Below are 17,551 nucleotides of genomic sequence, written 5' to 3'. Positions count from 1 at the left end.
CCTCAGCAGCCGGTGATGAACAGACCGGCGATGGTGGAGCAGCAGAGCACGGCCACCATGCCGATGAAGCCGCGCTTGAGGGCCACGGTGGAGTCCATCTGGCCGAAGTACTGGTTCCAGCCCCAGATCGCCACGCCGACCGCCAGCGCCACCCCGACGAAGATGGGGTTGGTCACGAAGCCCATCAGACCCGAGCCGTTGCTCCCGCAGACACCGTTTTTGATGATGTCGGAGGGATCGTTTTTCCCGCCCGAGGTCGCCGCGAGTGCGGGGGACAGCGCGCCGGTGACCACCATCATGGCCACCACGAACCGCCGCCACTGGGCTCCCTGGACCTGCAGCGCCATGCGAGAAGTCGCCCCCATCCTGTTGCCTTCCGTCATTTCACCCTCCATGTCATCCCATTTTTTTCGCCGCCTGGGCGTGGGTGTTTCGGAGTGTAAATGATGCAACTTTATAGATCAACTTATATACTCAGCCCATGACGACCACCCTGGACCGCGACGCCTACCGCGACGCCGCACGTCAGATCAGCGAGGCCCTGGGCGAACCGGTCCCCGAGGCGGATTCACCAGATCTGGAGCCGTTTCTTGAGCGGATGCGCCTGGAGCACCCCATCTACGCGGAGATGCTGGACGAGGCCCGGCCAGAACCGCCCGCGCCGGACCCGGAGGAGGCCGTGGGCACCGACGACCTCAACGACCTTCCCCTCAGCTCCAGGGCCAGGGCGCGGCAGCTGCGCGCACAGGCCACGGAACGCCTGTGGTGGCGCCGGAGCAGCTTCGGCAAACTGGTGCTGAACAAGCAGCGGGGCGCCGTGGTGCTCCTGACCGGAACCCTGCTGATCTTCGGCGTGTACACCGTGGCCTACTTCGCCAAACCTGTCGGCAGGAACGCAGGCCTGCTGGAAGGAAAGACGGGCAACGGCGGGAAGGGTGGCCAGGGTGCAGTTGGCGAAACGAGTGGGTCGAACCAGCCCACAGACGCCCAGATTATGGCCGCCACGGACCTGTCCAGTGGCGCCGCAGGCACTGCCCTCGGAAAGCCCCCCGGCAGCGTCCCCACCAGCCCGGCAGGCACGGCGGCACCACCGCAGTCTGCGCCCGCCGCGGCCAGGACACCGCCGCCCTCTGCTTTTGCGAACGTTCCGGCCCCGCCTGAGGAGGCGCCGCCCGTCTTCAGCACACCACTGCCCAGCGGCAGCGCGCCCATGATCATCCCCGACAGCTCACCTGTCCCCACGCCCATTCAACCCCCGGCCTCCAGCGTGACCCTGCCCACCACCCCCACTCCGGCAGAGATGGGCCGCCCCATCGTTCTGTCGCCTGAGTCTGGCTCCAGCTTCGGCCAGGGAAGCACAGGCCGCGCCAGCAGTGGACCCGTCACAGGGGCCGCCAGCACTGGACGTACCGTTCAGGGCAGCACCCTTGCGGGCACCAGTCCCCCTGGCAGCGCAGGCGTCAATGGGGGCAGCAGGATGGCGGGCGCAGGGGCAGCACCGGCGGGACAGGTCGTGTACGCCAGTGGGCGCCGTGACACCAGCGCCGCTGCACCCAGTGCCGCGTCCAGCGTCGTGTACCGCACCAGCCGCCCCGTGACCCCTACCCCGGCTCAGGGGCAGCCCACCGCGGTTCCCGGTGGCACCGTGAGTGGTGAGCCCAGCGCCGCACCCACCCCCGCCCCTGCTGATTACTTCGGCGGCACCCCCGCTGTGGCGGGCACAGTGCCGGTCACGGAGGCGCAGGGAGTGGCCGATCCAGTGGGCCCAGCTGGCGGGGGCGTGGTGTACGCCGGCCGGGGGAATGCCAGTGCCCGCCCGGAGACCAACGTGATCTACACGGCCAAAGCGCAAGCGGGGGCGCCCACGACCTCCGCTCCGGGCAGCGGCAGGGATGCCACTCTGATGACCTCCAGCCCGTCCATCAACGACGCGTCCGCGCAGGAGTTCGCAACAACAGGTCTGCACCCTGTCTCTGCGGTCCCGGCCCGGCTGATCACGGTGCTGGAAGCGCCCCTCGGGCGGCCCGTCCCGGCAGTGGCGGAATCGGAGGCGGGGATCTGGGTGGGTACCGCGCAGCCCAATCCCGAGACCGGGCGCATGGACGTGCTGTTTGACCGTCTCATCCAAGGTGGCCGCACGTATCAGGTGCAGGCGCTGGCCTACGACCCGGCCTACCAGCTGGGGCTCAGCGGGGCCGTGCAGGACCGCTCACCGGCCTTCCTTCAGGACGTGATGCGCTCAGCCCTGAACGGCCTGAACACCTACGCGCAGGGCCTGGCCAGTGCCGGGCGCACCACCATCCAGGGCGGCGTGGCCGTGCAGGACCGCAACGCCCCGCCGCTAGCGGCCGTGCTCGCCGGGCAGATCGGGCAACTGTTCCAGCTACCGCAGGGCAACCAGAGCGTCATCCGCACCATGCGGATTGAACGTGACACGCCGCTCCTCGTCATGCTGGGCGTCTCGACGCCCCGGAATTAAGGGGCGGCCCTGCATGACTGAACCGCTGCGCCGCTTGAAAGACATCCTGACCGGACTGGTCCCTGGCCTGCGCCCCCCGCAGGCCCACCTGGGCTTCGACCACGGCCGTCCACTCGTTCTCACGCCAGGGCACCAGTGCGCCATGATCTCCATGGGCCCGCGCTCAGGGAAGACAGAGCTTGCCCTGCACGCGGCGCGCACGTGGCCAGGGCCGGTCCTCCTGGTCATGGAGGACCCGTCACACGATGCGGTATGGGAGGGCGACAGCTCCGGCTACCACCTGCCCAGGAACATGGTGCGCTTCTCTTTAAGAGAGCTGCCGCTGACCTCCCCAACTGCACTCACCAACTGGTTTGAGCATGACGCCCCGATCTCCCTCTCGGCGGGCCGCAAAGTCGTGCTCGACGCCAGCTGGAGTCAGTACCTGCAGACTGAACTCTCCCAGGGTCTTCAGACGCTGCTGCTCGAACTGGCCCACATGCTGGCCCACATGGGCGGGACCGGACGGCCAGCGCTGGTGCTGATTGACGGTCTCTACCACAACCTGCCTGCCATCGACTTCGCGGCCATCCGCAAGGCGGCCACGCTGGTCCCCAACCTCACGCTGATGGGACTGAGCCGGGTGGCAGGGCTCAACGACGTCTATGACTGGGTGGACCACCTGGAGTGGGCGGATTCCGTGCTGCTCGACGGCACCGGCGCGGCGGCGCTGCTGGGGCACGCAGGCCCCACGCGGCTCAATCATCTGGCGGACGTCGTGCAGACGGCGGATCAGCGCCCCAGCGCGGTGTACCTCAGTGCGGCCGGACCCCGGACCCTGAAGAAACGAGGTTGGCGGTACCTGGACGCGTACACACCAGCTCCCCCAACGCGCCCTTGACCCCTGTGCGCCCGCCCCGCGACCGGGGCAGGGAAGGTGTCATGATTTCGACCCTTGGCCGCGTGCGAAACGCCCTGTCCACTGCGCTCCCGTCATTCCAGGCAGATTCGCGCCCACGTGTCCTCCTGGGAAGGGCTCAGCCTGGGCTGCATGCCTCACAGAGCAGCGCAGAAGTCCCAGGCGCTGCCGCAGGCCCCCTCTTCCTTCCACCAGAGACGCGCTGCGGACTGATCATGCTGCCACGTCAGGGAGGCAAAAGCGGCCTGGCCCTTCGCGCAGCCCTGCACTGGCCAGGGCCGGTGCTTCTGGTGCAGGAAGACGGCTATATCGGGTATTCCGAGCAGCGCCGTTTCGGGCGGTACAGGCACCTCGACGCCCTTCCGTTCCGCCTGCGGGACATGCCTTCGACCGCACCCGGTGACTGGCTGACCTACGAGGCGCCGGTCTACCTCGCGGCGGGCCGCAAGGTGGTGCTCGATGCCAGCTGGGCTCAGCACCTGGGCACCACGCTCTCCGACGGCCTACAAGGCCTGCTGTACGAACTGACGCAGATAGAGCGCACCGGACGGCCGCTGCTCCTGGTGCTCGACGGCCTGGGCCACAACCTGCCCCACGTGGACCTGCTGGCCGTGCAGCGCGCCGCGGCCCGCATTCCCGAACTGACTTTGCTGCTCCTCACGCGTGACCTCGACGCATTGGGGCTTGAGACCTGGTGCGCCGCCGCCGATCAGGCTGACGCGGTGCTCCTGCACAGTGACGCCCTGACCTTCCTGGGGCAGATCCCTTACGGCCTGGCGGGCCTGGTGGATACCGCCTGGGGGCAAGAGGACACCACCCACTCGGTGTACCTCAGTGCCGGCACCAGCACCCTCGCGCAGCGCGAGTGGACCCGCTTCCCTGGCTACCGCTCCCCCTTTTCATTGCAAAAATAATTGCAGTCACTGCATTATATTTGATCATTTAGCCTTGAATACAATCGAAGTGAATTTTTCGGTCCGCTTTCCGGTGCCGTCCTGAACCACGAGATAGAGAATTGATTGACTTCCCTCGACCGGAACCACGAAATTATTTTGTATCCAGCGCCCAGCAACATAGCGGTTTCCATCAATCCATTCAACAAGATTAATCGGGATGACAGCTTCCGATAGATAAGCTCCGGGAGGAATAACAGAGGGCTTTTGCGCATTGGAGCGATCTGTATACTTGATACCAATATGCATAACGGGACTTGTCTTTCCGCCTCCATAAACAAGCGTGCTTTCATCCCAGATAATAAAAGCGTTCTCCTTACCATCATTGCGGACACCAAAATTAATCTGGTCAGGGCGAGGATCGAACTTGAGGAAAAGATCACCCGTTTTGCGAGTGAAGTCACCAGTTTTATTTCCTTCCTGATCATATGTATAAACTCCGAAATTCGTCCACGGGTTTTCATATGTTGTTGGCGCACATGCCGTTAAAATGACCAATGGGAGTAGAGCGCTGATTCTTTTCATTCTTTTCTCCTATATTTATATATCCAAAGATTCCAATAGCTTAATAGAATTCAAGCTAATGTGATTAACCTTGGCCAAGAGAGCAGTCTCACTACTGCCGGCGGCAGTCTATAAACAATTTTCTTCAGTGCGTTCGCAATTTGAGCACTCATGGGGGGGGGTAGCCCCCCATTGTAGATTGCTTCACAAAACTTCAGTTGCCAAATTGCCGCTTCGCACCTTGATTCGCGGGTCTTTGGTGCAGCAGTCAAGGTTCTGGTAAACCTTTGGCGCCGCCCGCCATCCTGCCCAAAGTCAGAATCAGCGCCAATTTGGCACACTATCAAATTATTCAGGAACTCAATAACGCTTATATTTGCCACAATAAACTAAGCACTACTTAGATATTCCATCAACTGATCGCCTAGTTTTTGGATAGAAATCTCCGCCATCACCAGGAAGCGCATTAAATTACAATGATAATCAATTCATCGTCCTCTGAATTGACTGTGTCCGGAAATCCGCGCCCGTATTTGAAGACGGCGAACCGGTAAATACTTCCTGGTCATTTGTACCCAAGTATAGCGTCTTCCCATCGGAACTAACCTGGACCCATGTTATATATGGGCTGGTGAGCCCCTTACTCGCCATGACCCACGAGCTTCCTTTGTCAACCGTCTTGTAGACTCCACCCGTGGTGGTAGCGTAGGCCACATTGGCATCAGATGGATCGAATTCAACATCTGTCACGGCGTAGGATTGCAGAAGGCTGCTCACAAACTCCCACGTACCTCCCCGGTCCAATGAGCGGTAGACGCCACCATCATTGGTCCCAGCGAGCAGACTGCTGCCATCCGGCGAAATCGCCAAGCACCGAACCTCCAAGTTGCTCAGACCGTTGTTCACAGCCTTCCAGTCCTGACCGGAATTCGTCGTCTTGTAGATCCCGGCGTGATTTGTGGCCAGGTAGACCGTCTGATCGTTGAGTGGATCGACACTCAGGTCAGTCCCCGAGGCATGTTGCAGGTTGACTGATGCCCACTGCCACGTCTGTCCACTGTTTTCACTGCGGTGCACGCCAGCAGGGGAGAGAGCGTACAGACGAGCAGTGTTCTGCCGGCTCGCCCGCAGCACCAGTGACGCTGCCCCCTGGCCATCCTGATTGAACGGGACGCGGCCTGTCCAGGACCATGAGAGGCCGCTGTCAGTGGAGGTGAGCACGTCGCCCATGCTAGTTGCCCCGTGCCAAATTGTGGCCGTCACGCCGTTCTGCGTCAGGGACTGCAGTGACGCAGTGTCAAGCTTCAGCCATTGGCTTCCTGTGGTTTCTGTGAGGTAAGGCTTGCCACGCCCATAGTATTCATCCGATGTGATTGCGAAGAGGCGTGAGGCCTGCGTCCGATCAATGACCCCTGCCTGACTGGGCTGGATGGTCAACCCGAGGTTGTTTCCAGCACTGCTGAATGTGTCCTTTGCTCCAGGGGCAGCCCATAATCCAGATCCCGTAGCGACAAGGACGCGACCATCCTTGTCCCTCAGCACCCGAACATTTCTCAATGGGTAATTATTTCCAGAAGGGTAGATCGGGTTTACGATGTCCGTCCAAGTGATTCCGCCGTCTAACGAACGACTGAGGCCTTCTATAGTATTATATGTATTTCCAACCTGCGATACTGGCAGTGGACGATATATCACGCTCGAATCACCCTCATCCGGGAAGGCATATTTCGAGCTAACAACTTTGAAAGTTGCCCCTGAGTCCTGGCTGATTGCCAAACCGTCTGGCCACTGGACATACATCACAGTAGGCTGAGGTTTGTAGAAGGTGAATAAAACCTTCGCATATTTTGGAATGGAAAGCGATGATTTTTTTGTCCACGTGGCGCCAAGATCACCACTAACGTAAAGTCCCGTTGTCCAAACCCCTGCAATATCGGCGCCCACAACCTGCATCAACTGCCCCGCGGGCGTGATTGCTTCGCCTTGAACACTAAATGCAGCTGGCGAGGCAAAAGGCTTGCCATAAGGCTGCCATGTTACCCCCTGGTCAAGGCTTTTCTCAGTAGCAGCAAAAATAGTCTTTGAGTAAGCACCCGAAATTGTCAGGTCATTGCCATATGAACGCTTTTTCCAGGTCTTCCCAGCATCACTCGAATAGATACCACCAATCACCATCAGATTAGGATTGGCCAAGTTCAGCTTCACTCGTTCACCGTCGAGGCTCGAATCCGTGAGCCTCTCCATCCAGTAAAGTCCGCCGTTTACGCTTTGATAGAGCGTATCATTACATGTCAGCCAGAGATTGTCTTTTGAAAAAGCCGCCAGCGTCACTTTAGCCGAAGTGCTGTAAAGCGCATTGCAGGCGGGAGCACTCGTGTTATTCATATAGACTGGTGCCCAGTTTTTTCCATCTGCCGAGCGGAACAAGCGTGCTTCATTCAAGCGTGTGCCAAATCCCCAGAACGTTCCGTCTGCGTCCTGGCCAAGATCACGTAACTGCAAAGGTCTGACTGGCTCGACAGCTTTCCAGAGAGCCCCAGAGAGCGCAGTACTACTCGCCGTTACCGTAAGAGACGCTGTTGTGGTTTTGCTACCACTCTTTACTGTGATGGTTGCAGTCCCTTCACCAAGCGCGCGCCCCTGACCACGGCTGTCTACGTTCAGGACACCGGGGTTGCTACTGATGTACGTATAGACCGCATCAGGAATAGGCTGCTGCGCGGAATCTAAAGCTTGAGCGGTGAACTGCACCGAAGATCCCCGTGGAATGCTACCGGTACCGGGTCCGAGAGTCAGGGTTTGAACCGTGACGCCCGTCTGCGTGACCGTGATGGTCATGGTCCCCTGTTTTCCGCTGGCAGCGTCGGTTGCACTGACGGTGGTTGTGCCGACACCGACTGCCGTCACAAGTCCGCCCGTGCTTACCGTGGCGACACGTGAATCCCCAGTTGTCCAATTAAAGGTACTCCCGATGACAGTGCTATTCGCGGCGTCGTACGCGGTAGCCGTGGCTTGTAGTGAGTCGCCTGGTGCCAAGTCCGCTGTTGGGGCCGATACCGTGACTCGGTCAACGATGTTGTTCAATGAGAGAACCACAGTATTCGTAGTCCCTGCAGTGATCTGTTGTTGAGTGGCGCCTTGTCCTAGTAATTTTCCCTGCCCATCGGCCTGATCATAGGCTCTAGCCGTGAAAATGGTCGTCCCCAGAGGTGCGCGGAGGGTGGCCTGAGAGGCGGGCCGGTTGATGGTGACTGTTGCGGCAACCACACCTGGACTGGCAGATGAAGCGGCAGTGATCGTGATGCTTTTGGCACTAGGACTCAAGGCCTGACTGGCTGCGTCAGGCCAGGTGATGTTGAACTGGACTTGTTCGGTCGTTGTGGCAGGAGGCTGTACAGGTCCGGGGGGAACTGGAGTGATTGGCGGCGATGAGTTTCCACATCCAGCTAAGCTTAAAGCCACGAAGAGGACGAAAATACGTTTCACGCGTCCAACATAGAACACTCATGTCCCTCATCCTTGCTCAAATGAGCGATAGAGCAGGGGCCGATCGAGCCTATAAGATGATTTATGGCTCCCTACCGGCGAATCTGGGACGCGCAGCGCAAGGTGCAGGTGCGTGAGCACCGGCTCGTGGCAGAGGCCACCCTGGGCCGCCCGCTCGCGCCGGGCGAGGTGGTGCACCACCTTAACGGGGACAAGGGGGACAACCGCCCAGAGAATCTTCAGGTGCTGCGCTCCCAGAGCCTGCACATGGCCCTGGAGCATCTGGAACGCAAAAAATCCAGCGGGCAGAGTCCGCTGTTCGATCCGCATGAGCTGCTGGGCCCACTCGACGGTTAGACATCCGCTGCGGCTTTCTTCCTGCCTCTGGATGCCGGAACTTTCGCTTGCAGCGGTTGCGGCATGTCCACCTCGCGGATCTCCAGGGGGTAGCGGTCATGGAGCGTCCGGAAGCGTTTCGCTTTGGGCACGAACACGAACAGACGCGACAGCTCCGGCCGGGTCCCGTCGAACAGCCGCCCGGCCAGCAGGCGGATGGAGTGCGAGTTGAACGACGTGGCCCGCGCACTCACGCACACCATCTTTCCGTCCGGGTCGGTCATCTGCGCGTGGGCGTTGCCGTACATACGCGGTTTGGGGTTGGTGTACCCTTCGGCCGTCAGGGCGGCCACGGCCCGCCGCACTGCCACGTTGTTCACCAGGGCCTGCACCGTGGGGTGGTACAGGTTGGTGAGGCCCACCGCCAGGCGCCCTTCTCGCGTCAGGTACAGGATCTGCCCGTACGGCGTGTCGATCTGTTCCGCGTAATGGCGTCGTTTGATGACGTTCAGGTTTGACTCCCCGAACGTCGTGTTGAAGTCATTCAGTTCACAGCCACCCCAGTCTGCGAGGTTCTGCAGGATGGCGTGAAGGTCGGCGTCTTGCATGCCGTCACATTACAGGCCCATGACCCGCCGCTGGTGCCTCATCTGGGCGTGACGACGGGTCAGTTGCCGCCACTGGGTCAGAACCGGAACTTCACCCCGAGTCTGGCACCCGGACTTACCCCGCGCTCCACGCCTGCGTCCAGGCCCGAGGCGTACCCGTGATTCGACAGGAAGTACCGCACGCCCAGCTCCCCGGTGAATGCGACGCTCTCATTGAAGGGGTAGTCCACGCCCACCAGGCCACTCAGGTAGGAGTCGGTCGCGTTCTCGGTGATCGCGCCGCGCCGCGGACTGAACGCCGCGCCCGCACCCACGCCGGCGTAGGGCGTGACGCCCTGAAAGGCGAATGGCCGCGTCAGGGCCGCTTCAGCCGTGAAGGCCTTCGCGCTGGGCCGGTAGCCTGCACTGACCTGCACGCCGAACCCCGCCACGGCGTTCTTCATGCCCAGGGTTGCTTCTCCCCCCACGCGCACTTCGCTGCTGACCGGTGTGGTGGCGGTCAGGCCCAGGTACAGGTTGCGGGGCTGTGACGCGTTTTGCTGGGGCTCTCCGGGAGCCTTCTGCGCGGGTGGGAACGCTGGGGTGGTGACAGCTGGCGTGACCGGCGCGGCGGGCGCCGACACCTGGGCCTGCGCCACGGTGGGAGCGGGCGCCGGGACGTTCGCCGCCCGCTCCGTTTCCAGGGCGGCCACGCGGGCCTGCAGGGCCAGGTACTCGCCGCGGGGCACCGTCCCGTCGAGCAGCGGCGCCGTGGCCAGCACAGCCGCCTCCACGGCATCCAGGCGGGCCCCCACCAGTGGCGCCTGCCCCTCGATGGTGGACAGTCGGGCGTCCTGGTCCCGGTTCTTCGCTTCAGCCACGTTCAGCCGGGCACTGAGGGTCAGGATCTCAGCCGTGACCTCTTCGAGCCCCCTGGCGATGGCCTGCATGTCGGCAGGGGTCAGCTGCACCTGCGACAGCGTGCCACTGGTGAGCAGGCGGTACAGGAGGGTGGCCGCTTCGTAACGGGTGAGGGGCGCCTGTCCACTGAAGCTTCCATCAGGGAAGCCCTGCAGGAGGCCCCGGCCCATCAGCACGCCGATCGCTTCCCGCGCCCAGTGGCCAGCCGGGACGTCGGTGATAGTGACACTGGCCGCAGGGGTGGGCACCAGGGTAACCGCAGGGGTGGTCTGGGCGCTGGCCGCGCCGAGCGCGAGGGCAGCAAGAAGGAGGGTGGTTCGCATGGGCACCTCATCAGGAATTCCGGTGGGAAGGTTTGGATAACCTTTCCGAGCGGAGCGGGAAGGAGCAGACGGCATCCGGGTCACTCCAGGGTGACGGTCTGAATGAAGGTCGTGGCGTTGCCCGCGGCGTCGGTCGCGGTGACGGTGATGGTGACCGGGCCACTGGCGCCGCCCGCGCGCAGCTGCGCGCCGGTCAGGGTGAGGGTGTTGCCGCTGCCCGTGCCGCCCTGGTCGCTGGTCAGGGTGACGCCGCCGCTGCCGGGCGTGCGGTCGGCGCGCAGCGGGTCGGTGCCGGTGAAGGTCAGGACCGTGCTGCCTTGGATCCTGGCTCCCTGCGGCGCGCTGCCCGTCACGACAGGGGCCGTGAGGTCCACGTTAAACGGCCCGGCGACCGTGCCGGGTGGCACATCGACGCGGTTGCCGAGGCGGTCACTGATCACGTCCACGCGCAGCGTGTAGCCGCGCGCCTCGGGCAGTTCACCCGCGGCGCGTACGTCGCCCAGCACCGGCAGACCGCGCAGGTACGCGCTGAGCTTCACGGGGTTCAGGCCCACGCCGGCGTCCGTGAAGCTGGCCTGGAAGGTGGCCGTGCCGGGCAGTTCGGCGTTTTCACCAACGAAGAAGGCCGGGCGGCCGGGAACGGTCGCGGTGACGCCGCCGTTCGCCTGGGGCGCCTGATCGTCCACCCGCAGCGGCACGGTGATCGGCACGGCGCCGGAGGGTGTGGTGACGGTGGCCGTGACGGTGATGGGCTGACCGGTGAGGACCTGGCGGTTGATGTCGTTGTACGGCAGGGTCGCGCTGAGGCCCTGGCCCACGATGGCCCCCTGACTGACGCTCCAGGTCACGGGCGTTCCCTGCTCGACGGGGCCGGTGAGCGTGATCGTGACCGCGCCGCCGCCGTAGACGGTGCCCTGGTCACCCGTGAGGTTATTGCCGCTCACCTGGGCCGTGATGCCCTGGGTGGGGGGGTTGCCCTCGGTGATTTCGGTCGCGGCGCCGCAGGCCGTGACCAGCAGGGCCAGCAGCAGCAGAGGGTAGTTTTTTGCGGACGTGTTCATTTGGCAAACCTCCAGGCGGATTCGAATTGGGACTGCACGCTGGCGGCCACGCCAGGGCCGCTCACGACCTGATACCCGTTACCCCTGGCCACGATCAGGCTGCCGCCCGCCACGGCGACGGCGCCGGTGATCCTGCCGGGGAAGGCCCTGACCACACCGCCCGCCTGCTGCACGGGCGCGAAGTAGGCCAGGCTGTCCTTGCCGGTCAGCACACGGACCCGCAGGGTCCCCACTTTCAGGCGCTCCAGCACGGTTTTCTGGAACAGCCGCCCGGGGAATTCGCTGCCCAGGATGAGTACCTCGCCGGTCAGCAGCGGCAGCAGCTGGGTCTCGGTCATGACGGCCGCTTTGACCTGGGGGGTGCCGGGCGGGGGCTGCGCGGCCGCCAGGGTGGCCAGCAGCAGCGGCGCGGTGAGCAGGTGGTTCATGGAACTCCTCACCGCACGACCGGGCCGTAATCGAAAGCCGGGGTGCCGCTGACCCGCGGAATGTCGTAACCCTCGGGCACGCTCGTCCAGGTGTAGTGCACGCGGTAGTTCAGGAAGGGCAGGTGGTAGGGGGGTACCAGCACGCCGGTGGGCACGGGCACCTCGTGGATACCGCTGAAGTCCACGTAATGGTCGATGGCTCCGGCGAAGAAGGTCAGGGTGCGCAGCGGCCTGGCGGACAGCGGCTCCGGCAGGATCGCCGCGTCCAGCTGGTTCCAGGTCTGGAACCACGTGGCGTACCCGAACAGATCGTAATAGACGGGATTGCTGGGCCCGAGCGTGCGCTTGAACTCCTCGAACTTCCACACGCCGGGCGGGGACCCCAGCAGGTCCTTTCGCCCCGGCAGGGAGAACACGTCCAGAGCCGGGAGTCGCTTCACGCTCTGGAAGTAGTACAGGGGGCTGGTGGGCCGGTACACGTCCCCCAGGGCGTCCCCGGCCCGCTGGGCCAGGTCGGTGAACTGCGTCAGGCTCACGTCCTGGTTCATGACGGGCGCGACCATCGCGCCCTGACCGGGCAGGTGTGCATTCCACGGCAGCATGAACAGCCCCCGGCGCCTGGGCGGCAGCATCTCCGCCAGGGCGTCCGCCTGGTACTGGGGGTAGTACACGGTGGCGGCGTGCTGCATGGCGTCGAACACCCTGCCTTGCGCCTCTCCCATGTTGAAGTAGATGGGTGCCACCCCTGGGCCCGTCACAGCGTCGTTGCCCTGCAGGCAGAAGGTCCGGACACCGAAGAAGTACGTGCAGCCGCCCGGCAGGTACATGAAGTTGACCTTCCAGTGCAGGCCATCGCAGAAGTCCCCTGGAGGCACCTGCGGCAACGGCCAGTAACTGTCCAGGTGCAGGTCGTTCTCTGGGGTACTGGTCGGGATCCTGCTGGCCAGCACATCTGGAACGTCGCTGCGGTCCACGGTGGTCCTGACCGTGGCGGGCCTGGTGTCCAGGCCGCCCATGCCGAGGCCAAGCCAGCAGTGGACGGGCACCATGGAGGTGTTGTTCAGGTTCGTCTGCGCCCGCCACCAGTAGCGGTCCTCGAAGCGCTGCCAGGCCCTGCGGATGCCGGTGGCCGCGTCCTTCGACTCGCTCTCCAGGGACAGGGGCACCGTCCACTCGTACTGCGGGCAGCTGACGGCGCCGCCGGCGGGCGCCCTGCCCTGCTGCTGCTGCCTGCAGGCGGCGGCGTTCTTCTGCCACTCCGCCTGCTTCTGCACGTTGATGACCTCCAGGATGGGCCACTTGCCTCTGGTCAGCACGCCCAGGCGCTCGTCGGGGAACGAGAACACGTTCCTGCGGGTGTAGGTGGGGGGCGGATCGTTCCGCGTGCCGGTCAGCAGGGAGGGGTCCACGTCTTGGAGAGAGGGCATTGGGGGGAGAACCGGCAGGGTGGGCAGGGTCGGGCTTGACCCGCCCCACACGTCACGCACGCCGGGCAGCGCGGGCAGGGTCGGCAGACCCGGCAGGGTGGTCAGACCGGGGATGCCCTGCGCACCGGCACAGGCGGCGCAGCAGGCCAGCGTGAGGGCAGTGAGGCGTTTCATGTCACTGCGCCTGGGTGGTGGTCTCCAGGCGGCTCAGGGCGCGGCCGTCCCCGGCCAGCCACGTTACCCGCACGGCGTCGCCTGCGCGCAGCTTCAGGCCCAGATCCAGGTTCAGGCGCTGGGTTTCGCCCGCGTCCACTTCCAGGTCCTCGGCCTGCACCTGCACGCGCCGCCCGTCCACCCACAGCTGCAGGTCGTCCGCATTGAGGGTCACCGCGCCCGTGCCGGTGTTCTGCACGCTCAGGGTGAGCGCGTCTGTGGCCTCTCCGGTCGTGACGGCCGCGGTCAGCCCAAGACGCAGGGGGCTGACCGCAGCGGCGACCGCGCCTGCACCCTGTCCCTTCAGGTCCTGGATGCGCGTGAGGGCCGTCACCAGATCGGCCCGGGCGGCGTTCAGGGCGGCGTCACTGGCAGCCTGTGGGATCACTGTGAGCGGCGTCCCCGGCGTGGCCGTCAGCTTCAGGGTGGCCGGAGCGGCCACTGTGGAGGCCGTCTCCGGTGCGGCGGCCTCGACGTCCACGAAGACGTACTTGCGGGTGCCGGTCCTGGCCTTGCCGTCAATCACCAGGGTCAGGGGCAGCACGCGTCCACCCGTGATGACGGTGATGGTGGCTGTGCCCGTGGTGGCCAGCGCATCGAGCAGGAGGTACCGGTCCTGGGGCGCGTCCGGCACGGTGGCCCTGAACAGGCCCGTGTTGCTGCCGCCTACCAGATCAATGGCCTGGGGGAACGCCAGCACCACCTGGTAGGACGGGCTGAGCGTGATCGTCCGCCCGTTCACCTCGGCGGCGCTGGCGGAGACCTGCACCACCAGCGGCACACCGGCCGCACTGACCACCCCGCCACTGACCGCTGCGACCAACAGAACTGATATAAGTTTTCTATATAGTTGCATAGCGGGATGGTAACAGATTACTGCCCAGGACGGGCGGGAATCCAATTTCCAGAGGGTATTAGGGTCTGTAGGCCAAGGTCAGGAGTGGAACGACGAGGTGTATATTCTTCCGCTGTGGCGCGAAGAAATCAGCGATGAGCAGTGGGCACGTCTGGAGCCTCTCTTACCGCCTCTGATGGGTTGGGGACGACCCTATCTGGCCCACCGGCTGATTGTCAGTGGCATCATCTGGGTACTCCGCACGGGCGCGCCCTGGCGTGACGTTCCAGAACGGTTCGGGAAGTGGACGACCGTGTCCAGTCGCTACAGTCGCTGGACCGCCCAAGGCGTATGGCAAGCGATCTGGGCATCATTGCAGCGTGAGGGGGACCGAAACGGTCAGCTGAATTGGTCCATGCACTTTGTCGATCAAGAGTTTCCGCGTCCCTTGGAGGCGTGTGCCACACGACATCATGAGGGCGCAGAGGAAGAGAAACGTCGGTCAGCACGTCGTTTTCCCCGTTGCGTCCTGGAGGGAGTTTTTAGCCGTGACCTGCGCTTCTCTGCCGGAACAGCCCGAAACCGAGCGTCTGGTGACTGACATCTTTCAGTTTTCGAAAAGGACGTCCAGCACGGCTTCTGACCTCAGAATGAGGGTGTGAAACAGAAGATTAACCGCGCTGGACAGCTTTATTCTGACATGTTGACTGCCTGCTCCCGTAAGCAGCATCGAGACAACATGCAGGTGGTGCTCAGCTGCTTCCTTGAAGCCCTTGGGATATCCCGCTCCTTGGTACGGCAGATGCCGCTCGTGATGCCCCCAGGCCCGCTTCGGACCTGCGTCGTAGACCGGAATGATGATGCAGTCGAGCGTCTGCCGATCAGTCAGCAGCGTCACGACGTGGTAGATGATGGCCAGGTCCAGATGCAGGGCATCGGTCTCCTCCTCCGGGACAACCTGCAGCAGAAACGCCGCTTCTGTAAGTGCGGCCGGACGCTGCTGCGGCGCACATCGTGTGGCCAAATCCACTACCCGCTGAGCACTGTCCAGCAATGGGTGAGATGGAGCGCGTGACGCCCATCGCCGCAACATCCCCTGCAGTTCTCCTAGACACAGCGCAGCGTTCACTTCTCGTTCGCTCAGTTCTGGCATGGTCTTGGCTCTGTTGTCAGACATTCCGATGTTTACCATCCATCTTGTTGAAATAGAGCATAGCCTCCCCCCTCGACCGTCTTTACAGTCGAGCGAATACCCTGGCAGGTACAAGCAGCGCGTCTGACCCCCGTCTTCGAATTGAGCCCTCAAGGTGATCGCCCAGTAGACTGCTGCCCCCCACGGTTCACTTGGTGTAGTCAGCATCCTCAATCCGTCCCGGTTGCGGTGAGTCCTGGTCTTGACGCGGGAGGGACACCCGGCCCGCGTGACTGCTGGTGCCCGCATCGCCCCCCGCTGAACGTCCCTCCCCGCCCCCGCAGGAACGAACCACGCAGCGACCACCATGCGAGACGCGCCCCACCGCACCGGGGCGCGCGACCTTTGGAGGCAGCATGAGAATCCCAGCGTTCGATGGCCTGCGTGGCGTCCTGGCCCTGGCCGTGGTGATCAGCCACGTGTCCGCCCTGACATACGTTCCCTGGGTGGCCCCCGCCCGCCCGGACCTGTTCGGGTACCTGACGTGGCACCTGGGCGCGCCGGCCGTGGACGTGTTCTTCGTGCTGAGCGGGTACGTCGTGGCCCTGAGCTGCGCGCGGTACCCGGGCGTCTGGGCGTTCTACGCCGCGCGGGTGCGTCGCCTGTACCCCCTCGCGCTGTTGGGCGCGCTGCTGGGCCTGCTCGTGGCGCGGCCCGTCGCGGCGTTGATCCCTGAGCACGTCGCGCCGGGCGGCCTGCTCCCCTTCCTGCGGGAGGGCCTGCACGGGATCGACGTGATGGGCGCGCTCACGCTGGGCCTGGGCGGCTGGTACGACGCCAACCGCCTCAACCCGCCCCTGTGGACGATGGCCGTCGAGACGTACGCGAGTGTCCTGATGCCGCTGATGGTCGTGTCCGCCCGCCGCCTGGGCTGGCGGGCCCTGATCCCGTGGCTGCTCGGCAGCGCGCTCCTCACCCCGCTGTTCTGGCCGGTGCTGCTCATGCCGGCGTTCCTGCTGGGCGCGCTGCTGGCCCTGCGGCCCGTCACGCTCCCCCGACCGGCGCTCATTCCCGTGCTGGTGGTAGGCACCGTGACGCTGCTGATCCGGCACCTGCTGGGCAGTGACGACGCCCTGCTGCGCTGGCCCGCGGCGCTCGGGGCGGGCCTGGTGCTGCTGGCCGTGCGTGACCTGAACCCGGCCGGGCTGCTGTCCGGCCCGGCGCAGTGGCTGGGCGAGAGGAGTTTCGCGCTGTACGTCACGCATTTTCCCGTGATGGTCGTGTTCGTGTGGCTGCTCGGCCCGGCGCTGGGCGTCCGCGCGAGTGCGCTGCTGGCCGTGCCCGCGTGTCTGCTGGTCGCGCACGCCGTTCATGCCGTCAACGTGCCCTTCTTCCGCCGCGCCGCGCGGCGCGTGTCCCCTGGAGTGTCATGACCCTGAAGACCCCGTTCATCCCGACGCCGTGGGGCCTGTCCATCACGGCCGAAGAGCTCCTGCCCGGCGTGACGTTCGTGCAGACCCCCTCGCACGGCGGGTACCACCTGAACGCGGCCGTGAACGCGCGCCCAGCCGCGGCGCGCGTGATGATCCGGCAGGCGTTCCCGCACCTGGAGTTGCCATGACCCTGACGCTCTTCGAGGTGGGGGCGCGGCAAGTGCAGGCCGGGGCGTTCGAGGCGGCCGGGGGGACGCTGCGCGCGGCGTACGCGGCGCTGGGGACGCCCGACCGGGCGGCGTGCGCCGCGCTGCTGCCGCTCCTGGATGACCTGACGCTGGTGGGGCAGGTGGACGCGGCGCTCCTGCCGGGCACCGTGACGCTGCTGCGGGCCGTGCGGACGCACGTGCAGGGGCAGCGGGCGTGCTGACCCTGCTCGTGGTGTACGTGGGGGCCCTCGCGGGGCTGGGTGGGTTCTGGCAACTTAACGCAGGTAGGCTGGTGAGCTGTGACTGATCGGAAGCCCTACCGCCAC

General features: G+C 64.4%; 18 protein-coding genes and 1 pseudogene. 8 read left to right on the top strand and 11 right to left on the bottom strand.

What is annotated here, in order from left to right:
* Window positions 1-2: 2 nt before the first annotated feature.
* On the bottom strand, window positions 3-383 hold the full coding sequence (locus tag IEY70_RS11530; protein ID WP_189065173.1) for a hypothetical protein: 381 nt from the start codon (window positions 381-383) through the stop codon (window positions 3-5).
* A gap of 98 nt (window positions 384-481) precedes the next feature.
* Here IEY70_RS11530 and IEY70_RS11525 point away from each other — a divergent pair, with 98 nt between their 5' ends.
* The 3 genes from IEY70_RS11525 (at window position 482) to IEY70_RS11515 (ending at window position 4,291) form a co-directional block, all read left to right on the top strand.
* Window positions 482-2,479, top strand: a complete 1,998-nt coding sequence (locus IEY70_RS11525; RefSeq protein WP_189065172.1) for a TraB/TrbI/VirB10 family type IV secretion system protein — start codon at window positions 482-484, stop codon at window positions 2,477-2,479.
* 13 nt (window positions 2,480-2,492) lie between these two features.
* Window positions 2,493-3,359: a hypothetical protein gene (locus tag IEY70_RS11520; RefSeq protein ID WP_189065171.1), complete on the top strand. Its 867-nt coding sequence runs from the start codon at window positions 2,493-2,495 to the stop codon at window positions 3,357-3,359.
* A gap of 233 nt (window positions 3,360-3,592) precedes the next feature.
* A complete protein-coding gene (locus tag IEY70_RS11515; RefSeq protein ID WP_189065170.1) occupies window positions 3,593-4,291 on the top strand; it encodes a hypothetical protein in 699 nt (232 codons plus the stop codon).
* 24 nt (window positions 4,292-4,315) lie between these two features.
* Here the strand turns inward: IEY70_RS11515 and IEY70_RS11510 are convergent, their stop codons facing one another.
* From IEY70_RS11510 to IEY70_RS21425, 3 genes and pseudogenes are all read right to left on the bottom strand, one after another.
* The gene (locus tag IEY70_RS11510; RefSeq protein ID WP_189065169.1) at window positions 4,316-4,855 is read right to left on the bottom strand and encodes a hypothetical protein; all 540 of its coding nucleotides are present in this window, start codon (window positions 4,853-4,855) and stop codon (window positions 4,316-4,318) included.
* A gap of 462 nt (window positions 4,856-5,317) precedes the next feature.
* Window positions 5,318-7,672 carry an immunoglobulin-like domain-containing protein gene (locus IEY70_RS11505; protein ID WP_229777876.1) on the bottom strand — a complete coding sequence of 785 codons (2,355 nt, stop codon included), beginning with the start codon at window positions 7,670-7,672 and terminating at the stop codon, window positions 5,318-5,320.
* Between the two features lie 15 nt (window positions 7,673-7,687).
* Window positions 7,688-7,930 (bottom strand): annotated as a pseudogene (locus IEY70_RS21425) (Ig-like domain-containing protein); the annotation flags it as partial.
* A 474-nt stretch (window positions 7,931-8,404) separates the two neighbouring features.
* On the opposite strand from IEY70_RS21425, the gene IEY70_RS11500 reads away from it, so the two are divergent.
* A complete protein-coding gene (locus tag IEY70_RS11500) occupies window positions 8,405-8,677 on the top strand; it encodes an HNH endonuclease signature motif containing protein (protein ID WP_189065167.1) in 273 nt (90 codons plus the stop codon).
* On the opposite strand, the gene IEY70_RS11495 is transcribed toward IEY70_RS11500, so the two are convergent.
* From IEY70_RS11495 to IEY70_RS11470, 6 genes are all read right to left on the bottom strand, one after another.
* Window positions 8,674-9,264 (bottom strand): hypothetical protein, encoded by a 591-nt coding sequence (locus IEY70_RS11495; RefSeq protein WP_189065166.1) that lies wholly within the window; start codon window positions 9,262-9,264, stop codon window positions 8,674-8,676. The two genes, IEY70_RS11500 and IEY70_RS11495, sit on opposite strands and share 4 nt — an antisense overlap.
* A 77-nt stretch (window positions 9,265-9,341) precedes the next feature.
* Window positions 9,342-10,487 (bottom strand): S-layer homology domain-containing protein, encoded by a 1,146-nt coding sequence (locus IEY70_RS11490; protein ID WP_189065165.1) that lies wholly within the window; start codon window positions 10,485-10,487, stop codon window positions 9,342-9,344.
* A gap of 80 nt (window positions 10,488-10,567) precedes the next feature.
* On the bottom strand, window positions 10,568-11,548 hold the full coding sequence (locus tag IEY70_RS11485; RefSeq protein WP_189065164.1) for a hypothetical protein: 981 nt from the start codon (window positions 11,546-11,548) through the stop codon (window positions 10,568-10,570).
* Window positions 11,545-11,976, bottom strand: a complete 432-nt coding sequence (locus IEY70_RS11480; protein WP_189065163.1) for a hypothetical protein — start codon at window positions 11,974-11,976, stop codon at window positions 11,545-11,547. Before IEY70_RS11480 ends, IEY70_RS11485 begins: the two co-directional genes overlap by 4 nt.
* Before the next feature lie 8 nt (window positions 11,977-11,984).
* Window positions 11,985-13,577: a hypothetical protein gene (locus IEY70_RS11475; RefSeq protein ID WP_189065162.1), complete on the bottom strand. Its 1,593-nt coding sequence runs from the start codon at window positions 13,575-13,577 to the stop codon at window positions 11,985-11,987.
* A 1-nt stretch (window position 13,578) separates the two neighbouring features.
* A complete protein-coding gene (locus tag IEY70_RS11470; protein WP_189065161.1) occupies window positions 13,579-14,439 on the bottom strand; it encodes a hypothetical protein in 861 nt (286 codons plus the stop codon).
* 130 nt (window positions 14,440-14,569) lie between these two features.
* Here IEY70_RS11470 and IEY70_RS11465 point away from each other — a divergent pair, with 130 nt between their 5' ends.
* On the top strand, window positions 14,570-15,052 hold the full coding sequence (locus tag IEY70_RS11465; protein WP_189065160.1) for a transposase: 483 nt from the start codon (window positions 14,570-14,572) through the stop codon (window positions 15,050-15,052).
* Window positions 15,053-15,058: 6 nt separating this feature from the next.
* On the opposite strand, the gene IEY70_RS11460 is transcribed toward IEY70_RS11465, so the two are convergent.
* The gene (locus IEY70_RS11460) at window positions 15,059-15,643 is read right to left on the bottom strand and encodes a hypothetical protein (RefSeq protein WP_189065159.1); all 585 of its coding nucleotides are present in this window, start codon (window positions 15,641-15,643) and stop codon (window positions 15,059-15,061) included.
* Between the two features lie 356 nt (window positions 15,644-15,999).
* Here IEY70_RS11460 and IEY70_RS11455 point away from each other — a divergent pair, with 356 nt between their 5' ends.
* From IEY70_RS11455 to IEY70_RS11445, 3 genes are read left to right on the top strand one after another with little or no spacing between them, the layout of a single operon-like run.
* Entirely contained in the window at window positions 16,000-17,016 is a 1,017-nt protein-coding gene (locus tag IEY70_RS11455) for an acyltransferase family protein (protein WP_189065158.1), read from the top strand.
* Window positions 17,013-17,204: a DUF7007 domain-containing protein gene (locus IEY70_RS11450; protein ID WP_189065157.1), complete on the top strand. Its 192-nt coding sequence runs from the start codon at window positions 17,013-17,015 to the stop codon at window positions 17,202-17,204. Before IEY70_RS11455 ends, IEY70_RS11450 begins: the two co-directional genes overlap by 4 nt.
* On the top strand, window positions 17,201-17,446 hold the full coding sequence (locus IEY70_RS11445) for a hypothetical protein (RefSeq protein WP_189065156.1): 246 nt from the start codon (window positions 17,201-17,203) through the stop codon (window positions 17,444-17,446). The genes IEY70_RS11450 and IEY70_RS11445 overlap by 4 nt, the downstream gene beginning before the upstream one ends.
* Window positions 17,447-17,551 lie beyond the last annotated feature (105 nt).

It is taken from the genome of Deinococcus seoulensis (genome assembly GCF_014648115.1).
GTDB classification, from domain to species: Bacteria; Deinococcota; Deinococci; order Deinococcales; family Deinococcaceae; genus Deinococcus; species Deinococcus seoulensis.
Note: the sequence above shows the minus strand (reverse complement) of the source record. Positions and strands in the feature narration are given on the sequence as shown.

Coding starts and splice junctions, on each gene's coding strand:
- IEY70_RS11455 (WP_189065158.1), top strand. CDS start 16,000: ATGAGAATCCCAGCGTTCGATGGCCTGCGTGGCGTCCTGGCCCTGGCC.
- IEY70_RS11505 (WP_229777876.1), bottom strand. CDS start 7,672: ATGACCATCACGGTCACGCAGACGGGCGTCACGGTTCAAACCCTGACT.
- IEY70_RS11525 (WP_189065172.1), top strand. CDS start 482: ATGACGACCACCCTGGACCGCGACGCCTACCGCGACGCCGCACGTCAG.
- IEY70_RS11480 (WP_189065163.1), bottom strand. CDS start 11,976: ATGAACCACCTGCTCACCGCGCCGCTGCTGCTGGCCACCCTGGCGGCC.
- IEY70_RS11530 (WP_189065173.1), bottom strand. CDS start 383: ATGACGGAAGGCAACAGGATGGGGGCGACTTCTCGCATGGCGCTGCAG.
- IEY70_RS11445 (WP_189065156.1), top strand. CDS start 17,201: ATGACCCTGACGCTCTTCGAGGTGGGGGCGCGGCAAGTGCAGGCCGGG.
- IEY70_RS11495 (WP_189065166.1), bottom strand. CDS start 9,264: ATGCAAGACGCCGACCTTCACGCCATCCTGCAGAACCTCGCAGACTGG.
- IEY70_RS11515 (WP_189065170.1), top strand. CDS start 3,593: ATGCTGCCACGTCAGGGAGGCAAAAGCGGCCTGGCCCTTCGCGCAGCC.
- IEY70_RS11460 (WP_189065159.1), bottom strand. CDS start 15,643: ATGGTAAACATCGGAATGTCTGACAACAGAGCCAAGACCATGCCAGAA.
- IEY70_RS11485 (WP_189065164.1), bottom strand. CDS start 11,548: ATGAACACGTCCGCAAAAAACTACCCTCTGCTGCTGCTGGCCCTGCTG.
- IEY70_RS11490 (WP_189065165.1), bottom strand. CDS start 10,487: ATGCGAACCACCCTCCTTCTTGCTGCCCTCGCGCTCGGCGCGGCCAGC.
- IEY70_RS11475 (WP_189065162.1), bottom strand. CDS start 13,577: ATGAAACGCCTCACTGCCCTCACGCTGGCCTGCTGCGCCGCCTGTGCC.
- IEY70_RS11450 (WP_189065157.1), top strand. CDS start 17,013: ATGACCCTGAAGACCCCGTTCATCCCGACGCCGTGGGGCCTGTCCATC.
- IEY70_RS11510 (WP_189065169.1), bottom strand. CDS start 4,855: ATGAAAAGAATCAGCGCTCTACTCCCATTGGTCATTTTAACGGCATGT.
- IEY70_RS11520 (WP_189065171.1), top strand. CDS start 2,493: ATGACTGAACCGCTGCGCCGCTTGAAAGACATCCTGACCGGACTGGTC.
- IEY70_RS11500 (WP_189065167.1), top strand. CDS start 8,405: ATGGCTCCCTACCGGCGAATCTGGGACGCGCAGCGCAAGGTGCAGGTG.